This is a genomic window from Streptomyces sp. NPDC088157 (assembly GCF_044741545.1).
Lineage (GTDB): Bacteria > Actinomycetota > Actinomycetes > Streptomycetales > Streptomycetaceae > Streptomyces.
This window is the reverse complement of record NZ_JBIUSU010000010.1, coordinates 60,762-80,013: the sequence shown is the minus strand read 5'-3', so window position 1 is coordinate 80,013 and position 19,252 is coordinate 60,762. Positions and strand designations below refer to the sequence as shown.

17 protein-coding genes and 3 pseudogenes are annotated in these 19,252 nt (G+C 69.9%); 6 read left to right on the top strand and 14 right to left on the bottom strand.

What is annotated here, in order from left to right; genetic code table 11:
• Window positions 1-8: 8 nt before the first annotated feature.
• From ACIPFH_RS34405 to ACIPFH_RS34390, 4 genes are all read right to left on the bottom strand, one after another.
• The gene (locus tag ACIPFH_RS34405) at window positions 9-881 is read right to left on the bottom strand and encodes a universal stress protein (protein ID WP_401832823.1); all 873 of its coding nucleotides are present in this window, start codon (window positions 879-881) and stop codon (window positions 9-11) included.
• A 5-nt stretch (window positions 882-886) separates the two neighbouring features.
• The gene (locus ACIPFH_RS34400; protein ID WP_401832820.1) at window positions 887-1,909 is read right to left on the bottom strand and encodes a zinc-dependent alcohol dehydrogenase; all 1,023 of its coding nucleotides are present in this window, start codon (window positions 1,907-1,909) and stop codon (window positions 887-889) included.
• Window positions 1,910-1,955: 46 nt separating this feature from the next.
• The gene (locus ACIPFH_RS34395) at window positions 1,956-2,861 is read right to left on the bottom strand and encodes a universal stress protein (RefSeq protein ID WP_401832818.1); all 906 of its coding nucleotides are present in this window, start codon (window positions 2,859-2,861) and stop codon (window positions 1,956-1,958) included.
• Between the two features lie 152 nt (window positions 2,862-3,013).
• The gene (locus tag ACIPFH_RS34390; RefSeq protein WP_401833325.1) at window positions 3,014-3,643 is read right to left on the bottom strand and encodes a hypothetical protein; all 630 of its coding nucleotides are present in this window, start codon (window positions 3,641-3,643) and stop codon (window positions 3,014-3,016) included.
• A gap of 221 nt (window positions 3,644-3,864) precedes the next feature.
• Between ACIPFH_RS34390 and ACIPFH_RS34385 the strand changes: the two genes are divergently transcribed.
• Window positions 3,865-5,577 (top strand): SulP family inorganic anion transporter, encoded by a 1,713-nt coding sequence (locus ACIPFH_RS34385; RefSeq protein WP_401832816.1) that lies wholly within the window; start codon window positions 3,865-3,867, stop codon window positions 5,575-5,577.
• Here ACIPFH_RS34385 and pflA read toward each other — a convergent pair.
• The 3 genes and pseudogenes from pflA to ACIPFH_RS34370 all read right to left on the bottom strand — a co-directional run.
• Window positions 5,571-6,317, bottom strand: a complete 747-nt coding sequence (pflA, locus tag ACIPFH_RS34380) for a pyruvate formate-lyase-activating protein (protein WP_401832813.1) — start codon at window positions 6,315-6,317, stop codon at window positions 5,571-5,573. The genes ACIPFH_RS34385 and pflA overlap by 7 nt on opposite strands.
• Window positions 6,314-8,572, bottom strand: coding sequence for a formate C-acetyltransferase (gene pflB, locus ACIPFH_RS34375; protein ID WP_401832811.1), 2,259 nt, complete (start codon window positions 8,570-8,572; stop codon window positions 6,314-6,316). Before pflB ends, pflA begins: the two co-directional genes overlap by 4 nt.
• Window positions 8,573-8,719: 147 nt before the next feature.
• A pseudogene (locus ACIPFH_RS34370) lies at window positions 8,720-8,914 on the bottom strand (carbamate kinase); the annotation flags it as partial.
• Window positions 8,915-9,203: 289 nt separating this feature from the next.
• Here ACIPFH_RS34370 and ACIPFH_RS34365 point away from each other — a divergent pair.
• The 3 genes from ACIPFH_RS34365 (at window position 9,204) to ACIPFH_RS34355 (ending at window position 11,321) form a co-directional block, all read left to right on the top strand.
• Entirely contained in the window at window positions 9,204-9,668 is a 465-nt protein-coding gene (locus ACIPFH_RS34365) for a Crp/Fnr family transcriptional regulator (RefSeq protein WP_401832809.1), read from the top strand.
• 30 nt (window positions 9,669-9,698) lie between these two features.
• Window positions 9,699-10,427, top strand: a complete 729-nt coding sequence (locus ACIPFH_RS34360) for a CBS domain-containing protein (protein WP_401832806.1) — start codon at window positions 9,699-9,701, stop codon at window positions 10,425-10,427.
• A gap of 177 nt (window positions 10,428-10,604) precedes the next feature.
• Complete coding sequence (locus ACIPFH_RS34355; RefSeq protein WP_401832804.1) at window positions 10,605-11,321, top strand: response regulator; 717 nt, start codon at window positions 10,605-10,607, stop codon at window positions 11,319-11,321.
• Window positions 11,322-11,867: 546 nt separating this feature from the next.
• Here the strand turns inward: ACIPFH_RS34355 and gdhA are convergent.
• From gdhA to ACIPFH_RS34320, 7 genes and pseudogenes are all read right to left on the bottom strand, one after another.
• Window positions 11,868-13,214: an NADP-specific glutamate dehydrogenase gene (gdhA, locus tag ACIPFH_RS34350; protein ID WP_401832802.1), complete on the bottom strand. Its 1,347-nt coding sequence runs from the start codon at window positions 13,212-13,214 to the stop codon at window positions 11,868-11,870.
• Between the two features lie 350 nt (window positions 13,215-13,564).
• Window positions 13,565-14,152, bottom strand: a complete 588-nt coding sequence (locus ACIPFH_RS34345) for a TetR/AcrR family transcriptional regulator (protein ID WP_401832799.1) — start codon at window positions 14,150-14,152, stop codon at window positions 13,565-13,567.
• 51 nt (window positions 14,153-14,203) lie between these two features.
• Entirely contained in the window at window positions 14,204-14,644 is a 441-nt protein-coding gene (locus ACIPFH_RS34340; RefSeq protein WP_401832796.1) for a hypothetical protein, read from the bottom strand.
• Between the two features lie 277 nt (window positions 14,645-14,921).
• The gene (locus tag ACIPFH_RS34335; RefSeq protein WP_401832794.1) at window positions 14,922-15,737 is read right to left on the bottom strand and encodes an oxidoreductase; all 816 of its coding nucleotides are present in this window, start codon (window positions 15,735-15,737) and stop codon (window positions 14,922-14,924) included.
• Window positions 15,738-15,999: 262 nt separating this feature from the next.
• Window positions 16,000-16,110, bottom strand: a pseudogene (locus ACIPFH_RS34330) (NTP pyrophosphohydrolase); the annotation flags it as partial.
• Between the two features lie 152 nt (window positions 16,111-16,262).
• Window positions 16,263-17,891, bottom strand: a complete 1,629-nt coding sequence (locus ACIPFH_RS34325) for a multicopper oxidase family protein (protein WP_401832792.1) — start codon at window positions 17,889-17,891, stop codon at window positions 16,263-16,265.
• Between the two features lie 78 nt (window positions 17,892-17,969).
• Window positions 17,970-18,380: a DUF6153 family protein gene (locus ACIPFH_RS34320; RefSeq protein WP_401832789.1), complete on the bottom strand. Its 411-nt coding sequence runs from the start codon at window positions 18,378-18,380 to the stop codon at window positions 17,970-17,972.
• 262 nt (window positions 18,381-18,642) lie between these two features.
• Between ACIPFH_RS34320 and ACIPFH_RS34315 the strand changes: the two are divergent.
• A pseudogene (locus ACIPFH_RS34315) lies at window positions 18,643-18,813 on the top strand (transposase); the annotation flags it as partial.
• Window positions 18,814-18,899: 86 nt separating this feature from the next.
• Complete coding sequence (locus ACIPFH_RS34310; protein WP_401832786.1) at window positions 18,900-19,193, top strand: heavy-metal-associated domain-containing protein; 294 nt, start codon at window positions 18,900-18,902, stop codon at window positions 19,191-19,193.
• The last annotated feature ends 59 nt before the right edge of the window (window positions 19,194-19,252 follow it).

The window sequence follows — 19,252 nt, the reverse complement described above, 5'->3', positions numbered from 1 at the left end:
CACCGCTGTCACACCTGCTCGGGTACGACCGCGACGGCGCACGCGGAGTGGTGCAGCACCGCGTGGGCGACGCGCCCCAGCTGGAGTCCCAGGTGTCCCGGGTTGCGCCGGGCCCCGACCACCAGCAGGTCGGCCTCGTTCGAGGCGTCCAGCAGGACCCTGCGGGCAGGGCCCTCGACCGTCCGCCGGCGCAGGTGCACCTCGGCGGGCACCTCCTTCAGCGCCTTGTCCAAGACCTCGACGGCGTGCTGCTCGTGCAGTCGCGCGGGTTCGCCCGAGAGCAGGGGGTGGTCGGTGGTCTCGTACGCGGGGCACCGCCAGGCCCGTACGGCGTCCAGGGTCGCCTGGCGCAGCTTCGTCTCCTGGACGGCGAAGCGCACGGCGGCGGAGTCCGTCCCCTTCTCGCCGACGCCCACGACGACCCTGCCGCGCGTCCCGGCTCGCACCTGGTGGTCGTGACGGCCGCGCAGCACGATCACCGGGCAGTCCGCGTGGGCGGCGACGGTCAGGCTGACCGAGCCGAGCAGCATCTCGACGAATCCGCTGCGACCGCGGGTACCGAGCACCAGGGCGGAGGCGTTGCGTCCCTCGCGGACCAGGGCGTACTCGGGCTCCTCCGGCAGTACGTCGGTGGACACCTCCACGTCCGGGCGTCGCAGGCGGGCCCGCCGGGCGGCGGACCGCACGATGTCGTCGGCCGTCACCTGCTCGGACGGCTTGCCGAGATCCGCCGCGAGGGACTGGCCCTCGTACCGCTCCCAGAGAGAGGCGTACACCAGCCGCAAGGGGGCCCCGCGCAGGGCGGTCTCGTCGACCGCCCAGTCGACGGCCCGCAGGCTCGACTCCGAGCCGTCCACACCGACCACGATCGGGAGGTTCATCGCGCTCACCGTCCCGCGGCCAGGTCGAACACGATCCGGGCCTTGACCTCGCCGCGCAGCACCTCGTCGATGCAGTCGTTGACGGAGGCGAGGGGGCGGGTCTCGTAGATGACCCTTGTACGGCCGGCCGAATGCAGTTGGAATACCTCGGCGTGGTCCTGCCGGGTGCCGACTATCGAGCCGATCACCGAGGTGCCGTTCAGGACGGTGTCGAAGATGGGCACCCGGACCGTGCCGTGCGCGGGCAGCGCCACCATGATCAGCTTGCCGCCGCGTCGCAGACCGGAGTTGACGGCTTCGAAGGCCGCGTCGTTCACCGCGAGCGCGATGGCGGCGTGGGCGCCGCCGTGCCGTCTGAGCACCTCGCCGACATTCTCCTTGCGGGCGTCGACGATGATGTCCGCGCCGAGTTCGGCGGCAAGCTGAAGCTTCTCGTCGGTGACGTCGATCGCGGCGACCGTGGCTCCGGCGATCTTCGCGTACTGCAAGGCGAGATGTCCGAGCCCACCGATCCCTGAGATCGCGACGAGCTGGGTGGGCCTGACGTCGGCGACCTTGAGCGCCTTGTACGTCGTCACGCCCGCGCAGGTCAGCGGGGCGGCCTCCAGGGCGGTGATCCCGTCGGGCACGGGCTGGGCGAAGTCGGCCCAGGCGAGCATCTTCTCGGCGTAGCCGCCGTCGCAGCCGTAGCCGGTGTTGATCTGCTGCTCGCACAGGGTCTCCCAGCCGGACAGGCAGTGCTCGCACCGCCCGCACGCCCTGCCGAGCCAGGGCACGGCGACCCGCTGCCCGAGGGCGAGGTGGTGGACGCCTTCTCCGAGCGCCTCCACCAGGCCGACGCCCTCGTGTCCGGGAACGAACGGCGGATTCGGCTTGACCGGCCAATCGCCGTGGGCCGCGTGGATGTCGGTGTGGCACAGCCCGGACGCCTCCACCCGGACGCGGACCTGGCCGGGGCCGGGCTCCGGGTCGGGGCGCTCCTCGATGACCAGGGGCTCACCGAACGCTCGTACGACCGCTGCCTTCATGGTTCTCTTCTCCTCGCAGGTGATCGGGGGGTGATCCGGGGGTGGGTCAGCCGTGCGGGACGACGGCGACGGGCGCGGTGGAGTGGTGCAGGACGGCGTGCGTGACGTGCCCGATGTGGGCGCCGAACGGGCTGCGGCGGATGCGCCGGCCCACGACGACGAGGGAGGCCTCGCGGGCGGCGTCCACGACGTGGACGGCCGCGCTGCCGTAGCGGGACTCCTCGACGACCTCCACGTCCGGGAACTTCGTCCGCCAGGGCCGCAGCACCTCGGCCAGCGCCTCGGCGTCGCCGAGGGCCAGCGCCTCGTGCAGCGCGGGGTTGGCGGGCGTGCCGTACGCGTAGTAGGGCGGCGGGTTCCAGCCGTGGACGACCCGCAGGGACGTCGCCCGGCGCTCGGCGGCGTCGAAGGCGAACTCGATCAGCGTCTCGTCCGGGTGCTCGACGTCGAGTCCGAGGACCACGGGCAGGAAGGGCGTCGCGGCCGAGGGAACACCTTTCGGGTCCGTCTCGTGCTCGTCGGCGGCCACTTCCAGCGCCCGCACCACCACGACGGGGCGGTCCATGTGCGCGATGGCGGAAAGGCCGACCGAGCCGACCATGAACCCACCGATCCCGCTGAGGCCACGCGAGCCCAGGACGAGCAGTTCGGCGCCCTTCGCCGCCTCGGCCAGTGCGTCACCGGGGTGACCGGAGACCTGCTCGGTGCTCACCTCGACGCCGGGATGACGCAGCCGGACACCCTCCGCGGCTTCCCGCGGGATCTTCTCGGTCCAGTGCTGATGGGTATCGGCTCCGAGAAGCGGTGCCTGAGCCATGGGCTCGGGCACCGGCTCCCAGACGTGGACGATCTTCAGCGGCAGGCCACGCAGCTTCGCTTCGCGGGCCGCCCACTCTGCGGCGGCCCGGCTCTCACGCGAGCCGTCGAGACCTACGGTGATGCTGCGGAGCATGATCTCCACCTCCTGGGGCGAGGGATCCGATTCCAGATTCGTCTTCGGCCGGTTCGTCGTGCAGGGGCCACTGGTCCCGAACCGAGGCCGACCGACCCCCTGCACGGATCGGCGCGGCGGGCCGGGTGACGGACGCACCGCGCCGCCGGTGTTCAGCGCAGCCAGCTGTGGTCGCGGACGACGGGCAGCCTGGCCCAGAGCCGGCCCGCGCCCAGGGTGTCGCCGGCGGCTGCAGCGGCCAGGACGATCAGCGCGACGGCGTAGATCAGGTGGTAGTCGACGAACGGGTTCGTCGACATGCTCGCCGAGCCGTCCGAGAGGTGCTTGGCCGGCGGCCACTCGGCGATCCACATCAGCGCCATCATCGCGGTCCCCGCGATGGCGGCGATGCGCAGCGCGACCCCCGCGACCAGTGCGAGGCCGATCCCGAGCAGCCCGAGCATGAACAGCCCGTTCGCCCACGGGTCGCCGGCCCAGGAGTGGAAGGTGGACTCCATCGGTCCGACAGCGACAGAGCCCAGGAAGCCCTTCGTCGGCGATCCGCCGTCGATCCAGCCCTTACCGGACGGGGTGGCGTAGCCGAGGCCGAAGGCCTTGTCGAGGAACGCCCACAGGAAGACGAAGCCCGTGAGCAGGCGCAGGGACGCGAAGGCGTAGGCCCGCGCGGTGTGCGCGCCGGTGTCTGCCGACACGGCCGACTCGGATGCGGAGGCATTCCGGTTCCTGCGCAACGACGGCAGGGGGAATCCGGAGCTCCGGTGCGGGTGCTCGTGCACGGCCATGGTCATGGTTCCCTTCGGGGGAGGTCGGGGGTGGGTGCCTGACACCCCTCACTCTGGCCGCGCGCGCAGGGCGGCGACGGATGCCGAAGGTCCGTGTCCACGGGGCCGAACGGCCCTGTTCTCCGGGGCCGTTGGGCCGAGTGCGGCACGCCGGGCACGCCGGCTCGCGCCGTAGCCTTGACGGCCGGTGGATCATGAGGGCAGACGACGGAGGGCGGCTGATGTCCAAGACCTCGGGCAGACACGTCCCGAAGTGGCGCCGGCTGGTTCCCGGTCTCGTGACGCTCCTCGGCTACCGGCGCGCGTGGCTCACGGGTGATCTGCTCGCCGGGGTGACGGTGGCCGCCTACCTGGTCCCTCAGGTCATGGCCTACGCGGCCGTGGCCGGACTGCCGCCGGTGACCGGCCTGTGGGCGATCCTCCCGGCCCTCGCCCTGTACGCGGTGCTCGGCTCCTCACGACTGCTGTCGGTAGGCCCCGAGTCCACGACCGCACTCATGACGGCCGCAGTCGTCGCACCCCTCGCCGCCGGGGACGCGGGGCGTTACGCGTCGCTGGCGGCGACCCTCGCCGTCACGGTCGGGCTGCTCTGCCTGGTCGCCCGGGCGGTGCGGCTGGGCTTCCTCGCGGACCTGCTGTCCCGCCCCGTGCTGATCGGCTATCTCGCGGGCGTGGCGCTCATCATGATGGTGGACCAGCTGCCCAAACTCACCGGGGTGCGGACGGCGGGCGCGGAGTTCTTCCCCCAGGTGTGGTCCTTCCTCGTCCACCTGCCCGACGCGGACCCGGCGACCGTGGTCTTCTCCGCCGTCGTCCTCGTGTTCCTCTTCCTGACGGCCCATTACGCCCGCGCCGTGCCCGGGCCGCTGGTCGCGTTCGTTCTCGGCACCGCCGCCGTCGTTGTCCTAAACCTCGACGGCCGGTACGGACTGGAGGTGATCGGCGAGGTCCCGTCCGGCCTGCCTGGCCTCACCGTCCCGGACCTGGGCGAGCTGCCCCACCTCGTGCTGCCCGCGCTCGGTGTGCTGCTGGTCGCCTACACCGACTTCATCCTCACCGCGCGAGCGTTCGCCGACCACGACGACAAAGGGCCCGAGCTCGACGCCAACCAGGAGTTCCTCGCCCTGGGCGCGGCCAACCTGGGCGCCGGGGTACTGCACGGCTTCCCAGTGAGCAGCAGCGCCAGCCGAACTGCCCTCGCCTCCTCGGCGGGCGCCCGCAGCCAGGCGTACTCGCTGGTGGCCGGGGCGGTGGTGCTCGCCGTGCTGCTCTTCTTCAGCCCGCTGCTGGCGCGCACGCCGTCCGCGGTGCTCGGCACGCTCGTCGTCTACGCCGCGGTCCGCATGATCGACCTCGCCGGCTTCCGGCGGCTTGCCTCCTTCCGCCGCCGGGAACTGCTCCTGGCGGTCGGCTGCCTCGCGGGTGTGCTCGCCCTGGACATCCTGTACGGGGTGATCGTCGCCGTCGGTCTGTCGGTGGCCGAGCTGCTGACCCGGGTGGCGCGTCCGCACGACGCCGTCGAGGGCCTGGTCCCCGGTGTGGCCGGGATGCACGACATCGACGACTACCCGCAGGCCCGGACGATCCCCGGGCTCCTGGTCTACCGTTACGACTCGCCCCTGTTCTTCGCCAACGCGGAGGACTTCCGGCGCCGGGCCCTGGCCGCAGTCGACGAACAGACCGACCCCGTCCGCTGGTTCGTCCTCAACACCGAGGCCAATGTCGAGGTCGACATCACCGCCCTCGACGCGGTCGACGAACTGCGCCGCGAACTGGCCCGCCGCGGCATCGTGTTCGCCCTCGCCCGCGTGAAGCAGGACCTGATGGACGACCTCGCGGCGTACGGGCTCGCGGACTCGGTCGGCGGCGACCTCGTCTTCCCGACGCTCCCGACGGCCGTGGCCGCGTACCGCGGGTGGCTCGGCCGTCAGTAGGCGGCCACGCCCTGCTCCCTGAAGCGCTCGCGGACGCTCTCGGTCAGGGCCGGGTCGGGCGCGGGGGTGTCGCGCAGCGGGAAGGGGATGCCGAGGGCCTCGTACTTCGAGGCTCCGAGTTTGTGGAAGGGCAGTACGTCGACGCGCTCGACCGCGCCGAGCCCCGCGACGAAGCCGGCCAGCGCGTCCACGGACCGCGGGTCGTCGGTCCAGCCGGGAACCAGCACATAGCGGATCCACATCGGGACGCCGAGGCCGTCCAGGCGGGTGGCGAAGTCGAGAGTGGGGGCGAGGCGTCCGCCGGTCAGTTTCCGGTAGGTGCCGATGTCGAAGGACTTGATGTCCAGCAGGACCAGGTCCGTGTCGGCGAGGAGTGCGTCGGTGGCGCGTGCGCCGAGGAAGCCGGAGGTGTCCAGGGCCGTGTGCAGTCCGGCCTCCTTGCAGCGGCGCAGCACCTCGCCGACGAAGGCCGGCTGGAGCAGCGGCTCTCCCCCGGTGATCGTCACCCCACCGCCCGCGGTGGTCATGAAGGAGCGGTACTTCTCGATCTCCGCCATCGCCTCGTCCACCGTCGTCTCCCGGCCGTCGCGCATGTGCCAGGTGTCGGGGTTGGCGCAGTACAGGCAGCGCAGGGGGCAGCCGCTGACGAAGAGGACGAAGCGGGTCCCGGGACCGTCCACGCCGGTGGACAGGTCCCAGGAGTGGATCCGGCCGCCCGTCGACGTCGTCACCGCCTTCACAGCGTTCCGTGGAAGGTGCGGCTGATCACGTCGAGCTGCTGCTCCCGCGTCAGGCGGACGAAGTTGACCGCGTATCCGGAGACCCGGATGGTCAACTCCGGGTACTTCTCCGGGTGTTCCATCGCGTCCTCCAGCACCTCCCGGTTCAGCACGTTGACGTTCATGTGGAAGCCGCCGGCCGCCATGTAGGCGTCGAGGATGCCGACCAGGTGTCCGGCACGCTCCGCCGGGGCGTGCCCGAGGCCTTCAGGGGTGATGGTGGTGGTCAGCGAGATGCCGTCGCGGGCCTGCTCGTACGGCAGCTTGGCGACCGAGAGCGCGGAGGCGGCCACCCCGTGCCGGTCACGGCCGTTCATCGGGTTGGCGCCCGGGGCGAAGGGCTGTCCGGTCCGGCGCCCGTCGGGAGTGTTGCCGGTGTGCTTGCCGTAGACGACGTTCGAGGTGATGGTCAGCACCGACTGGGTGTGTTCGGCATCTCGGTAGGTGGGGTGCCTGCGGACCTTCGCCATGAAGGACTCCACCAGGCCGACGGCGAGCGCGTCTGCGCGGTCGTCGTTGTTGCCGTACGCCGGGAACTCGCCCTCGGTCAGGAAGTCGACGGCCAGTCCGGTGGCGTCCCGGATGACCTTCACCCGGGCGTACTTGACGGCGGACAGGCTGTCGGCGGCGACGGAGAGCCCCGCGACGCCACAGGCCATGAACCGGTGCACGGGGTGGTCGTGCAGCGCCATCTCCACGCGCTCGTACGCGTACTTGTCGTGCATGTAGTGGATGACGTTGAGGGTGTTGACGTACGTCTCCGCCAGCCAGTCCAGGACCCGGTCGTACGCCGCCGAGAGCTCCTCGAAGTCCAGGTACTCACCCGTCAGCGGAGGCGTCTCGGGGGTGACCTGGTCACCCGTCATCTCGTCGCGGCCGCCGTTGACGGCGTAGAGCAGCGCCTTGGCCAGATTCACGCGCGCGCCGAAGAACTGCATCTCCTTGCCCACCCTCATGGCGGAGACGCAACAGGCGATCGCGGTGTCGTCGCCGTTTCGGGGGCGGATCAGTTCGTCGGACTCGTACTGGACGGCGCTGGTGTCGATGGAGACCTGGGCGCAGAACTTCTTGAAGCCGGCGGGCAGCCGCGGCGACCACAGCACGGTGAGGTTGGGTTCGGGGGCGGGGCCGAGATCGTAGAGGGTCTGGAGGAAGCGGAAGGAGGTGCGGGTGACCAGCGTGCGGCCGTCGTCGCCGATGCCGCCGATGGACTCGGTCACCCAGGTCGGGTCGCCGGAGAACAGGGCGTCGTACTCGGGGGTCCGCAGGAACCGGACGATCCGCAGCTTGATCACGATGTCGTCGATCAGTTCCTGGGCGCGAGTCTCGTCGACGATCCCCGCGTCGAGGTCCCGCTGGAGGTAGACGTCGAGGAAGGTCGACGTGCGGCCCAGCGACATCGCGGCGCCGTTCTGCTCCTTCACGGCGGCGAGGTAGCCGAGGTAGAGCCACTGCACGGCCTCGTGCGCGGTGACGGCGGGACGGGACACGTCACAGCCGTAGGTCGCCGCCATGAGGGTCAGCTCGCCCAGTGCCTTGATCTGCTCGGCGAGTTCCTCGCGATCGCGGATGACGTGCTCAGTGGACGGCCGGCCGTCCGACAAGGCCTTCTCGGCCCGCTTGGCCTCGATCAGCCGCTCGGTGCCGTAGAGGGCGACGCGCCGGTAGTCGCCGATGATCCGGCCGCGGCCGTAGGCGTCCGGCAGCCCGGTGATGATGCCGACCCTGCGCGCGGCCCGCATCACGGGCGTGTAGGCGTCGAAGACACCGTCGTTGTGGGTCTTGCGATAAGTCCCGAAGACCTTCGTCACGAACGGGTCGGCCTCGTAACCGTACGCCTTGAGGCTGTTCTCCACCATGCGCAGACCCCCGTTGGGCATGATCGCGCGCTTCAGCGGGGCGTCCGTCTGGAGACCGACGATCAGTTCCCGGTCCCGGTCGATCCAGCCGGGCGCGTGGGAGGTGATCGTCGACGGTGTCGCGGTGTCCACGTCGAGGATGCCGCGGGCGCGCTCCTCCGGGAACAGCGAGCCGACCCTCTCCCAGACGGCCCGGGTGCGGTCCGTGGCGCCGGTCAGGAAGGACGCGTCACCCTCGTACGGGGTGTAGTTGGCCTGGATGAAGTCGCGCACGTCGATCAGCTCGCGCCAGCGGGTCCCGGCGAAGCCTCGCCAGGCCACGGTGGCCCGGTCGCCGGCTGTCACGGTTGCGGTCATCGCCGTTCCTCTCCTCGGTTCGTGTCCTGCACTTCGATGCTCGACGTTCGTGATCGTCAGGGGGAGGGCCGGACAGCGCCCGCGGGCGGGCCGTCCGGCCCCCGGGAGCCGGGGCCGGACGGCCCGGCTGCTCCCCTTTCCCGCCCGTCAGCCGGCCGCCAGATCCGGGCGGATCAGGGTGCCCGACCGGCCGTGCACGATCTCGTACGCCGCGTCGAGCGCTCCGATGGCGGCGAGCCCTCCCGTCCGCTCGACGAACCGCGCGGCGGCCTCCGCCTTCGGCCCCATGGAGCCCTCGGGGAAGCCCCTGCGGCGCAGCTCGGCGGGGGTGGCGTCGAGGACAGCACGGTGCCCGCAAAGGTGCCGAAGGTCCCGGTCAGGGAGGGCCGTTCAGGGCCAACTCGGGCCCGGGAAAGGCGGATGGCGCCTCGCCGGGATTCCGGCGGCGCCCCGCTCTTCCAACGTGCCGAAGGCGGGGCGGCCCGGCGCCGGTCACCTCCCGTACCGACCCGAAAACTCCCTCTTCAGGGCCTAGTGGCCCGATCGATGCGCCGGGTGGCCCATGGCCTGTCCCGGGGTCCCGGGACAGGCTGGAGGTGGAAGTACGCACCCGCCGCCTCGGAGGCACGCCATGAACGCTTCCCTCACCCCCAGCATGTTGCTCTCGCTGTCGGCCGAACACGGCAAACGGCTCATGAACCTCGCCCGGGAGGTGTCCATCCCCCAAGGAACACGGCTGTTCGAGGAAGGGGGACGTGCCGACCGCTTCTGGATCGTCCGTACCGGCACGATAGAACTCGACATGCACGTGCCGGGCCGCCAGGCGGCCGCCATCGAGAAGCTCAGGCACAACGAGCTGGTCGGCTGGTCCTGGTTCTTCACACCGCACGTCTGGCACCTCGGCGCCGAGGCGACCACTCCGGTACGGGCATACGAGTTCGACGCCACGGCCGTCCGGTCCATGTGCCGGGAGGATCCGGCCCTCGGCAACGACGTCGCCCGGTGGGTCGGTGAGGTACTCGCCCACCGTCTCCGCTCGACCAGGACCCGCCTCCTGGACCTCTACGCCCCGTACGGCGCCGGCAGCGCTGTATGACCCGCTCGGACAACCGGCAGAGGAGAGGCCATGCACGGCACCCCGCACATCGTCAGCGATGTCATGACCCACACGGTCGCCGCAATCGGCCGCCGGGCGACCTTCAAGGAGATCGTGCGGCTGATGCAGGACTGGAACGTCAGCGCCCTGCCGGTCATCGAGGGCGAGGGCCTCGTGGTCGGTCTCGTCTCCGAGGCGGATCTCCTGCCCAAGGAGGAGTTCCGCGACAGCGACCCTGCCCTCCCCCGGTCCCGGCTCGGCTCGACCGGGACCCCCACCACGCGACTGCGCCGTCTGTCGGACCTGGCGAAGGCCGGCGCAGTCACCGCGGAGGAGCTCATGACCTCCCCCGCCCTCACCGTCCGCCCGGGCGCCACGCTGGCCCAAGCAGCCCGGACCATGGCCCGGGCGAAGGTCAAGCGCCTTCCGGTGGTCGACGCCGTGGGCCTGCTCGAAGGCGTCGTCAGCCGTGCCGACCTGCTCAAGGTCTTCCTCCGCACCGACGAGGAGATCGCCGAAGAGGTACGGCGCGAGATGGTGTCCTATCTGTTCCCCCTGCCGAACTCGAGCGTGCGCGTGGAGGTGCGGGACGGGGTCGTGAGGCTGGTGGGCCGCGTCCGCGACACCTCCCTGATCCCAGTGGCGGCGCGGCTGGTCAGGGCGGTCGAGGGGGTCGTGGACGTGGATTTCGACCTCACCCGGAACGGAGCGCCGAAGGAAGCGCCCACGGGCGACACCGAGGGTGTCGACTCCGCATGAACCTGCCCGGACCGGGCGACCACGACGGTCGGCGCAGGCAGCCACCGTCGTACCGTGGCCCTGCCAAGGAAGCCACAGTGGGGCCGGTCGGCCCTAGTACATCCGGTCCGGGACGGTGATGATCGGCATCATGGACAGCCCGCAGTCTGTCCTCCACCGCGGAACGAGGGGTCGCCAATGCCCGAGCCACGCACCTTCACCGAGGAGAACCCGATCCGGGTGTTCCTGCTGGATGACCACGAGGTCGTCCGCCGCGGTCTGGCGGATCTGCTCGACGCCGAGCCGGACATCTCGGTGATCGGTGACGCCGGCACCGTCGACCACGCGCTCGCGCGAGGCCCCGCGCTGCGCCCCGACGTCGCGGTGCTCGACGTGCGTCTGCCGGACGGCGACGGCATTTCGGTCTGCCGGGAACTGCGCAGCCAGATGCCGGAACTGGCCTGTCTGATGCTGACCTCGTTCGACGACGAGGAGGCCCTGCTCGACGCGATCATGGCCGGTGCCTCCGGCTACGTCCTCAAGCAGATCAGGGGGTCCGACCTGGTCTCGGCGGTGCGCACGGTGGCCTCGGGGCAGTCGATGCTGGATCCCGCGACCACGGCCCGTCTGATGCGCTCGCTACGGGCCGACCCTGCGGACAGCCCTGCCGTGCCGTCCGAGCTGGCGAGCCTGTCCCCGCGGGAGAGGGACATCCTTGCGCTGATCGGCGATGGCCTGACCAACCGCGAGATCGGTAAGAGGCTCTACCTGTCGGAGAAGACCGTCAAGAACCACATCTCGCGCCTCCTGGCCAAGCTGGGCGTACAGCGCCGGGTGCAGGCCGCGGTCCTCGCGTCCCATCTGGAACAGCCGGAGGCCGGCGAACGCCGGACCAGGACGCAGTTCTTCCGGTGACGGCATCTTGTGTTCTTGCTCCACCAGGGCCAGCGTCACCGCGGCGATCCCCTCACGAGTCTTGGCTGCGGCGGTCGGCCGGCGCATCGCCATGTACGCGCGGCAGAACTCGAACCACGGCGATTCCTCACGTACTTTCTCCGCGGTGGCCTCGACCCGTACCCCGGACTCAGGCAGAGCGTCCGCGATGCAGAACGCCTCGCCACGGCGCATTGCCTGCCACAGTTCAGATCTGCGGCTCTGTGCGAGCGCCACCGTGGCGAAGGTGGCGCAGCCGACCTTCCCTCCGGCTTTCCAACGGAGCGGGTAGGCCGGGGGCACGGGCTGTGTTCGTCCGGCCCCCGCTCATCAACTCACGGGCACCGCGCAGCCGTGGCCGCTCACGATGGCGATCGGCCGGGCCGCTTCGGCGCCCGCATCGCCGGCACCGGCGTCTGCGCGTCGGCCTTCCGCTGCGCGTCCAGGACGCGTCCGGGCTCATCCTCTGGCTCCGCGAACCCCACCCTGATCATTCGTCAGACGGGTTCCAGCGCACAACGGCCTGCGCTATACGACGCCCTGGGCCGTCATCGCCTCCGCCACCCGCAGGAAGCCCGCGATGTTGGCGCCCAGGACGTAGTCGTCGGGGGTGCCTCCGTAGAGCTCGGCAGTGGCGCGGCACTGGGCGTGGACACCCTGCATGACAGCCGCCAGACGGGTCTCGGTCTGCTCGAAGGTCCACACGTCGCGGGAGGCGTTCTGCTGCATCTCCAGTGCAGAGGTGGCCACACCGCCCGCGTTGGCGGCCTTGCCGGGACCGAACAGAACGCCCGCCTCACGGAAGACCTCGATCGCCTCCGGGGTGCTCGGCATGTTGGCGCCCTCGACGACGGCCAGAACGCCGTTCTTCACCAGCACGCCTGCTTCCTGTCCGCCGAGTTCGTTCTGTGTGGCACACGGCAGTGCGATGTCGCAGGGCACCTCGAAGACCGAGCCCCGGTCGGAGAACCGTGCCGTGGGTTTGGCCTCGGCATAGGCCGACAGGCGTGCACGCCGTACCTCCTTGACCGTCTTCAGCAGCTCCAGGTCGATGCCGTCCGCGTCGACCAGATAGCCGGAGGAGTCCGAACAGGCCACTACGGACCCGCCCAGGGCGTGCACCTTCTCGATCGCGTAGACCGCCACGTTCCCGGAGCCGGAGACCACGGCCTTGCGGCCGTGGAGACTGTGTCCACGCGTCGCCAGCATCTCCTGCGCGAAGTACACCGCACCGTAGCCGGTGGCCTCGGTCCGGGCCTGCGAGCCGCCCCAGGAGACGCCCTTGCCGGTCAGGACTCCTGCCTCGAAGCGGTTGGTGATCCGCTTGTACTGGCCGAAGAGGTAGCCGATCTCGCGCGCGCCCACCCCGATGTCACCGGCGGGGACGTCGGTGTGCTCGCCCAGGTGCCGGTACAGCTCGGTCATGAACGCCTGGCAGAAGCGCATGACCTCGCGGTCGCTGCGACCCTTGGGGTCGAAGTCCGAGCCGCCCTTCCCGCCGCCGATTGCCAGTCCGGTGAGCGCGTTCTTGAAAATCTGTTCGAAGCCCAGGAATTTCACGATGCCGAGGTCCACGCTCGGATGGAAGCGCAGACCGCCCTTGTAGGGGCCGAGGGCGCTGCTGAACTCCACCCGGAAACCGCGGTTGACCTGTACCCGTCCTGCGTCGTCCACCCACGGCACCCGGAAGATCAGCTGCCGCTCGGGCTCGCACAGCCGCTCGGGGATCAACGCCTCGACGTACTCCGGATGCGCCTGCAGTGCCGGTGCCAGCGTGTGCAGCACCTCTCCCACCGCCTGATGAAACTCGGTCTCACCGGCGTTGCGCCGGCAGACCTGTGCGTAGACGGCCTCGATGTGAGCACTGGGGTTCATGCGCGCCTGCCCTCCTGTGGTCCGCCAGGCACTTGTCTCGTCCAACGTGCCTGGCCGCTGTCCTGACAACGAGTACGGACGGCAGGAGTCGCTGTGTCAGCGAAGAAGTCACCGATATCAGAACACGGGCGCCCGTCAGCCAGCGGCAAGCCAAGCGCGCCGCACCCGCCTCTGCCGAGCTCCTGGCCCGCTTCGAGGCACGGTACGGATGTCCACTGGTCGAGGGATACGGCCTGTCCGAAGGCACGTGCGGCTCCACCATCAACCCCAGATCTTCACCGGTAGCCGGCCGGGCCTGCGTCATCGATTTCGCTGTCCCCGGCATGGAACCAGGTCACCGACCGAAGCGATCAGTCGTGCTGCTCGGCATCCAGCAGTGCCAGGGCGTTGCGGATGCCCTGTTCGAGGAGTTGGTCGGCGAGCCGCCGGTCGGTCAGGGCCCGGGAGAGCTGCAGCGTCCCGGCGAGCATGCCGAGGAGGCCAAGTGCCTTCAGACGTGCCGATCGCGGATCGTGGGGTGCCAGGCGGGCGGCGAAGCCGTCGATGAGGACCAGTGCGCCGTCGGTGTACGCCTGCCTGGTGGCATCCGTGGAGCGTCCGATCTCGTCGAGCAGGGCGGCGTTGGGGCAGCCGTCCTCGATGCTGTCGCGCTGCTCGGTGGAGAAGTACCAGCGACTCATCTGTTCGAGTCCGGCGCGGCCGGGCTCCGCCTGAGCGACGATGTTCTCGTGCTGTGCGCGCATCTGGTCGGCGACCGCGCTGGCGACGAGTTCGTCCTTGGAGGCGAAGTAGGCGTAGAAGGTGCCGTTGGTCAGCCCCGCGTCCTTCATGAGCGTCGCGACTCCGGAGCCGTCGATGCCGTCGCGCTTGAGCCGGCGGCCGGCCGTCGTGATGATCCGCTGCCGTGTCTCGTGCTTGTGTTCTTTCGTGTACCGCAATGTGTTCCTCCATCGCAGCCGGGGCTTGCGTCCCGGCTGCCGCTGGTCAGGTCAGTGTGCCGCGCCTGCGAGGAGAGCGGGGAAGTTGATCCTGGCGGTCTGCAGCTTCGGGTCGTGGGGTTCGGGGACCCCGCCGTCGGTGACGTACAACCGGTCGCCGCGGACGGCGGTGGCGGAGGGCGAGGCGAGACCGTCCGCGCTGGTCAGTACGGGCTTGTAGGCGCCGTTCGGGTAGATCACCACGACCCTGTCCGGACCGTTCTGGGAGGAGGAGCCGTTCTGCGCCGCGAACACCACGTCTGACCAGGGGGTCAGGAAGCTGAGATCGTCGATGTTGGGCAGGCCGCCCGCGACAACGCGGATGGGACCGGCCGTGCCGGTGCCGGTGATCGGTACCCGCAGCAGTGTTCCCTTGTTGAAGTTGCTGATCCACAGGGCGCCGTTGTGGAACCTGAGCCCGTTGGCGCCGATGGGCAGGGCTTCGGTGGGCACCGGCGCGAGAGCGGCGTCGGTCAGCCACGGGGTCGCCGCTCCGCCGGAGACCGGAACGGACCAGATGACGCCCTTGAGGCTGTCCGCGATGTAGAGGGTGCGTCCGGCCGAGTCGACGGCGAGCCCGTTGGGCGTTGTTGCTGCATGACTCTCCTTGGCAAATCAACGAGTGACTGATCAACTGATCAATGGACTTTCGGGAACATCCGCGGCATCGAGCGCATCGAGTTCGAAGACTTTCGTGCGGAATCGGTACCTTTGATGCCGGACCTGGATGTCAGGTGGGCAGGCGGTTGTTCTTGCGGATCTGCCTGTCGAACGTTCCAGCAGGGACGAGGCGGCGCGCCATGGTGACGCGTGAGGCCAGCGGGCCGGCTGTGTAGCGCAGCTTCGGCTTCTTGTCGGTGGCTGCGGTGACGATCGTTTTGGCGACGACGGCTGGGTCGTCGCCGTCCCTCATCGCCTCCGCGATCACCTCGTCGAAGATGCGGCGTCGCTCCGCGTACAGGGGCAGCGGGGTGTCGGGCTGCGCGGCGTTGGTGTCGAAGCCGGTCTTGGTGTAGGCGGGCTGGACGAGGAGGACACGGATGCCGTGCTCGCGGACCTCGTGGTCCAGGGATTCGGAGTAGCCCTCGATGGCGTGCTTCGACGCGACGTAAAGGGCCATGAACGGCTGGGGAGCGACCCCCAGAACGGACGAGATGTTGATGACGCGTCCGCCACCCTGGGCGCGCATGTGCGGCAGGACGGCCTTCGTCATACGGATGACACCGAGGACGTTGACGTTCAGGACGCTCTGGGCCTGGGCGACGGAGTTCTCCTCGACGGCGCCCGCCGAGCCGATGCCCGCGTTGTTGACCAGGATGTCGATGCGTCCGAACCGGTCGATCACCGCGGCGACCGCGGCGGTGGCCGAGTCGTCACTGGCCACGTCGAGATCGAGGTACGTCACCCCGGCGGGCGGGGTGAGCCCGGAGGTCTTGCGGCCGGTTCCGATCACCTCGAAACCCGCCGCGACGAAGGCGCGGGCCGCCTCCTTGCCGATCCCTGATGAGGCACCTGTCACAAGTGCCACCGGTCGAGTTGTCGCCATCACGTATTCCCTAGGTTTGTATTACGTCCGTATGCCTTACGTTCGTACGACCATATGGTGGTCATCGGTCGATGGCAAGGGGACACGTCCGGCGATCCGAGAAACGTCCGGGAAACGTGGGGTGCGGTACGGGAAGGACCACGAGTGGGCGACGCGGCAGGGACCGAGACGGCCGGTCCTCGCATGACCCGCCGCACTCGCCTGACGGCGGCCTCGGCACGCCGTGCGCGGTGCGCGGTCAGCTTGCCGAGCAAAGGCAGTGGCACACGACCGTCGCTGTGCGATGCAGCCACCGGTGACGGATCGCCTCGCCCCTCTCCACAACAGCCAGCACCTCGTCCCGCTCGTCAACCCGCTCAACAAGCTCACCCATGGGGCCCACGACGGCAGGGGGAACCGACAAGCTCTCCAGAGGCCGGCAAGTCAGATCGGAACCTGCCGCAGCGCTCTTCCGCGACTGCGCACGCCCCGTCCGGACGCACCCATCGCCGACCGACGGGTCCGCTCGGACGGGGGCGCCGAACGTCAGGCCTGGTAGGCCACGTTCGCCATCATTCCGGCCTCGCCGTGATACGCGTTGTGGCAGTGCAGCATCCACTGGCCGGGGTTGTCCGCGTCGAAGAAGACGGACAGCTTCTTCTTCGGCAGCACGATCGACGTGTCCTTGCGCGGGCCTGAGGCGCCGAGTTGGTAGGTGTGGCCGTGCAGGTGCATCGGGTGCCACATGTCGGTGTCGTTGACGAAGTCCAGCCGTACGCGCTGCCCCTCCTCGATGAGGATCGGGTGGGCATCGGGGGCGTTCATGTCGAACGGCGTGCCGTTGATGGCCCAGTTGTACTTGTCCATGCCTCCGGTCAGCCTGATCTGGTGCGTGACGTCGGTCTGGGCGGACGTCAGGCGCACCTCGTCGGCCGCGCGCAGCTGGGACGCCGTCATGATCATGCCGTCGAGTTCCTTCGGGCGGACCGTCGCCATCGGGACGCTCCCCGAGCCCGTGCGCACCAGGGCGAGACCGTTCGCGTTCTTGCCCTCGGCCAGGGCGACGAGCGGGAAGACGCCGTCGCCGAGGGTGACGAGGACGTCGTAACGCTCGCCCATGCCGACCAGGAGGGCGTCCGCTTCCTGGTGCCGGACCGGGAAGCCGTCGGTGTGCGTGATGGTCAGCCTGTGGCCGCCGAGGGCCACCCGGTAGGCCGTGTCTCCGCCGGCGTTGATGATCCGCAGGCGCACCTTCTTGCCGGGCTTGCCCGTGTAGACGTCCGGGTCGGTCGCCACCCGGCCGTTGATCAGGTGGTACGGGTAGTTCACATCGCCCGCGTCGCCGCCGAGCAGGTCACTGTCGGCGCCCATGAGCATGAACTTCATCGACATGCCGCCACTCGGCGGGGCGGTGGCCGAGGCGGACCCTGAGTCGCCCCCCATGTCCATCCCACCCATGTCGCCCATGTCGTCGCTGTCCGGGCTGTTGGAACTTGCGCTGCCTCCCATGTTCATGTCGCCCATGCCCTGCTTCAGCTCGGCGAAGACCTCGTCGGGGGTGCCGGTGACGCCGTCGACCCAGTCGTCGAGGAGGACGATCCACTCGTCGTCGTAGTCGAGGCTCTCCTTGGGATCCTCGACGATCAGTGGGGCGTAGAGGCCGCGGTCGAGCTGGACGCCGACGTGCGGGTGGAAGAAGTACGTGCCCGGGGCGTCGGCGATGAACTTGTACGTGAAGGTGGAGCCGGCCCGGACTGCGGTCTGGGTGGTGGGCGGCACACCGTCCATGTCGTCACGCAGGGCGATGCCGTGCCAGTGGATCGACGTGGCCGTCCTGTTCGGGAGCTGGTTGGACAGCTCGGCGACGAGGGTGTCACCGATGGACAGACGGACCTCCTTGCCCGGGGTACGGCCGTCGAAGGCCCACGTCCTGGGCATGACGCCGCCACCCAGGTCGATCATGGCGGGCGCCGCGGTCAGGGTGAGCTTCTGCTGCCGTCCGGTGCCCTTGCGCTTCTTCTCCGCGGCGGCGACCGCCGAGCCCGAGGGACTGACCAGGGCGTTCTTGCCGGAGCCGGCTCCGGAGCCGGAACCGGTACTGCACGCTGCGAGAGCGCCCGCGCCGACGACTCCCATCCCGGCGAGCAGGGCGGAGCGACGGTTGATGCCGTTCATTGTGTTGTGTCCTCTGCGTCGAAACTGCCGATGTGGTCGCTGAAGGGACGGCACATCGCACGCCGTCCCCGGCGCGGCCTATATGCGCAGTTGAGAGAGGACGGACAGGTCCGGCGGGGCTCGGCCGACCGTGGCGCCCGGAAGGCTTGCGGCCGCGGCTGCCTGCCGCACCTTCGCCGACGGGTCGAACGCGGCCTGGGCGCGTGTCACGAGCTGCACGGAGTCGACACTCGCCGTGGTGCAGTGCTGCATTCCCCGTGTGGAACACCCGCCGTTGCCGTCGGCGCCGCGCGAGGAGTCGTCCGAGACCGCCGGTGCCGTCTCGTCAGGCATCGCGTGCGTGGCGTGAACCATGTGCGGCATCGAGGGGGCGTCCATCGCGAACGTCTCGTGGTGAACGAGCACGGCCAGCGCGACGCACAGGGTGAGGAACACCCCGTGGACCCAGCGGACGGTCATGCCGCCGCTGGGAGCCGACCTCATCGCCATGCGCTCCACCTGTGCCGTACTCGCCGAACCCGGGTCCCGATGCGGACCGCGGCCCAATCATACCCCCAGGGGGTAAAAGAGGCTGACGGCCCGAATGCCCACCAACCCCGGCACGTACTGAAAACGATGTTTCCTGCGGCGAGGGAAGTCGTTGTGTTGGCCTGGCGAGTCCTGCTGAGCATCTGGTCTCGGATGAGTTGCGGGTGGTGTTTCGGCGGGTGGTGCCGGAGACGGTGGTGGTGCGTCCGCAGGGCGGGGCCGTCGGCGGGCCGGGGACCGCGAATGTCTGACCGCGATCGTGTCCGTGGCCACGTCGGGGTGTTCCTGGCGGCAGTTGCCGACGGTGTTCGGGCCGGCCTGGCCCACGGTCTACCGGCGTTTCGCGCGGCGGAGCCGACAGCGTGGCGCCACAGGGTGGATTAGATACCCCTAGGGGGTATAGTGCTGATGTATTCGGGAGGCCAGAGAACGTCGTCCTCCCGCAGGCGACCCACGCATCCACACCCAGAGGAAGCAGTCATGACAACTGAGACGAACTCCGGCTCCTGCTGCGGCACCGGCTCCTGCGGCTCCGACGCCACGGTCGACGTCCAGGGCGTCGGCGTCACCACGGTCTACAAAGTGTTCGGCATGACCTGCGGGCACTGCGAGGGCGCGGTCTCCCAGGAGATCTCCGCGCTGGACGGCGTCACCGCGGTCAAGGCCGTCGCCGGCACCGGCGAGGTGACCGTCACCTCCGCCGCCCCGCTCGACGAGACGGCCGTCCGCGCCGCTGTCGGCGAGGCCGGCTACGAGCTCGTCGGCCAGGCCTGACGACCCCTCAGCATCAAACCGCGCTCTCGGTGTCGCCTTGGGCGGTGGAACTGGGGATC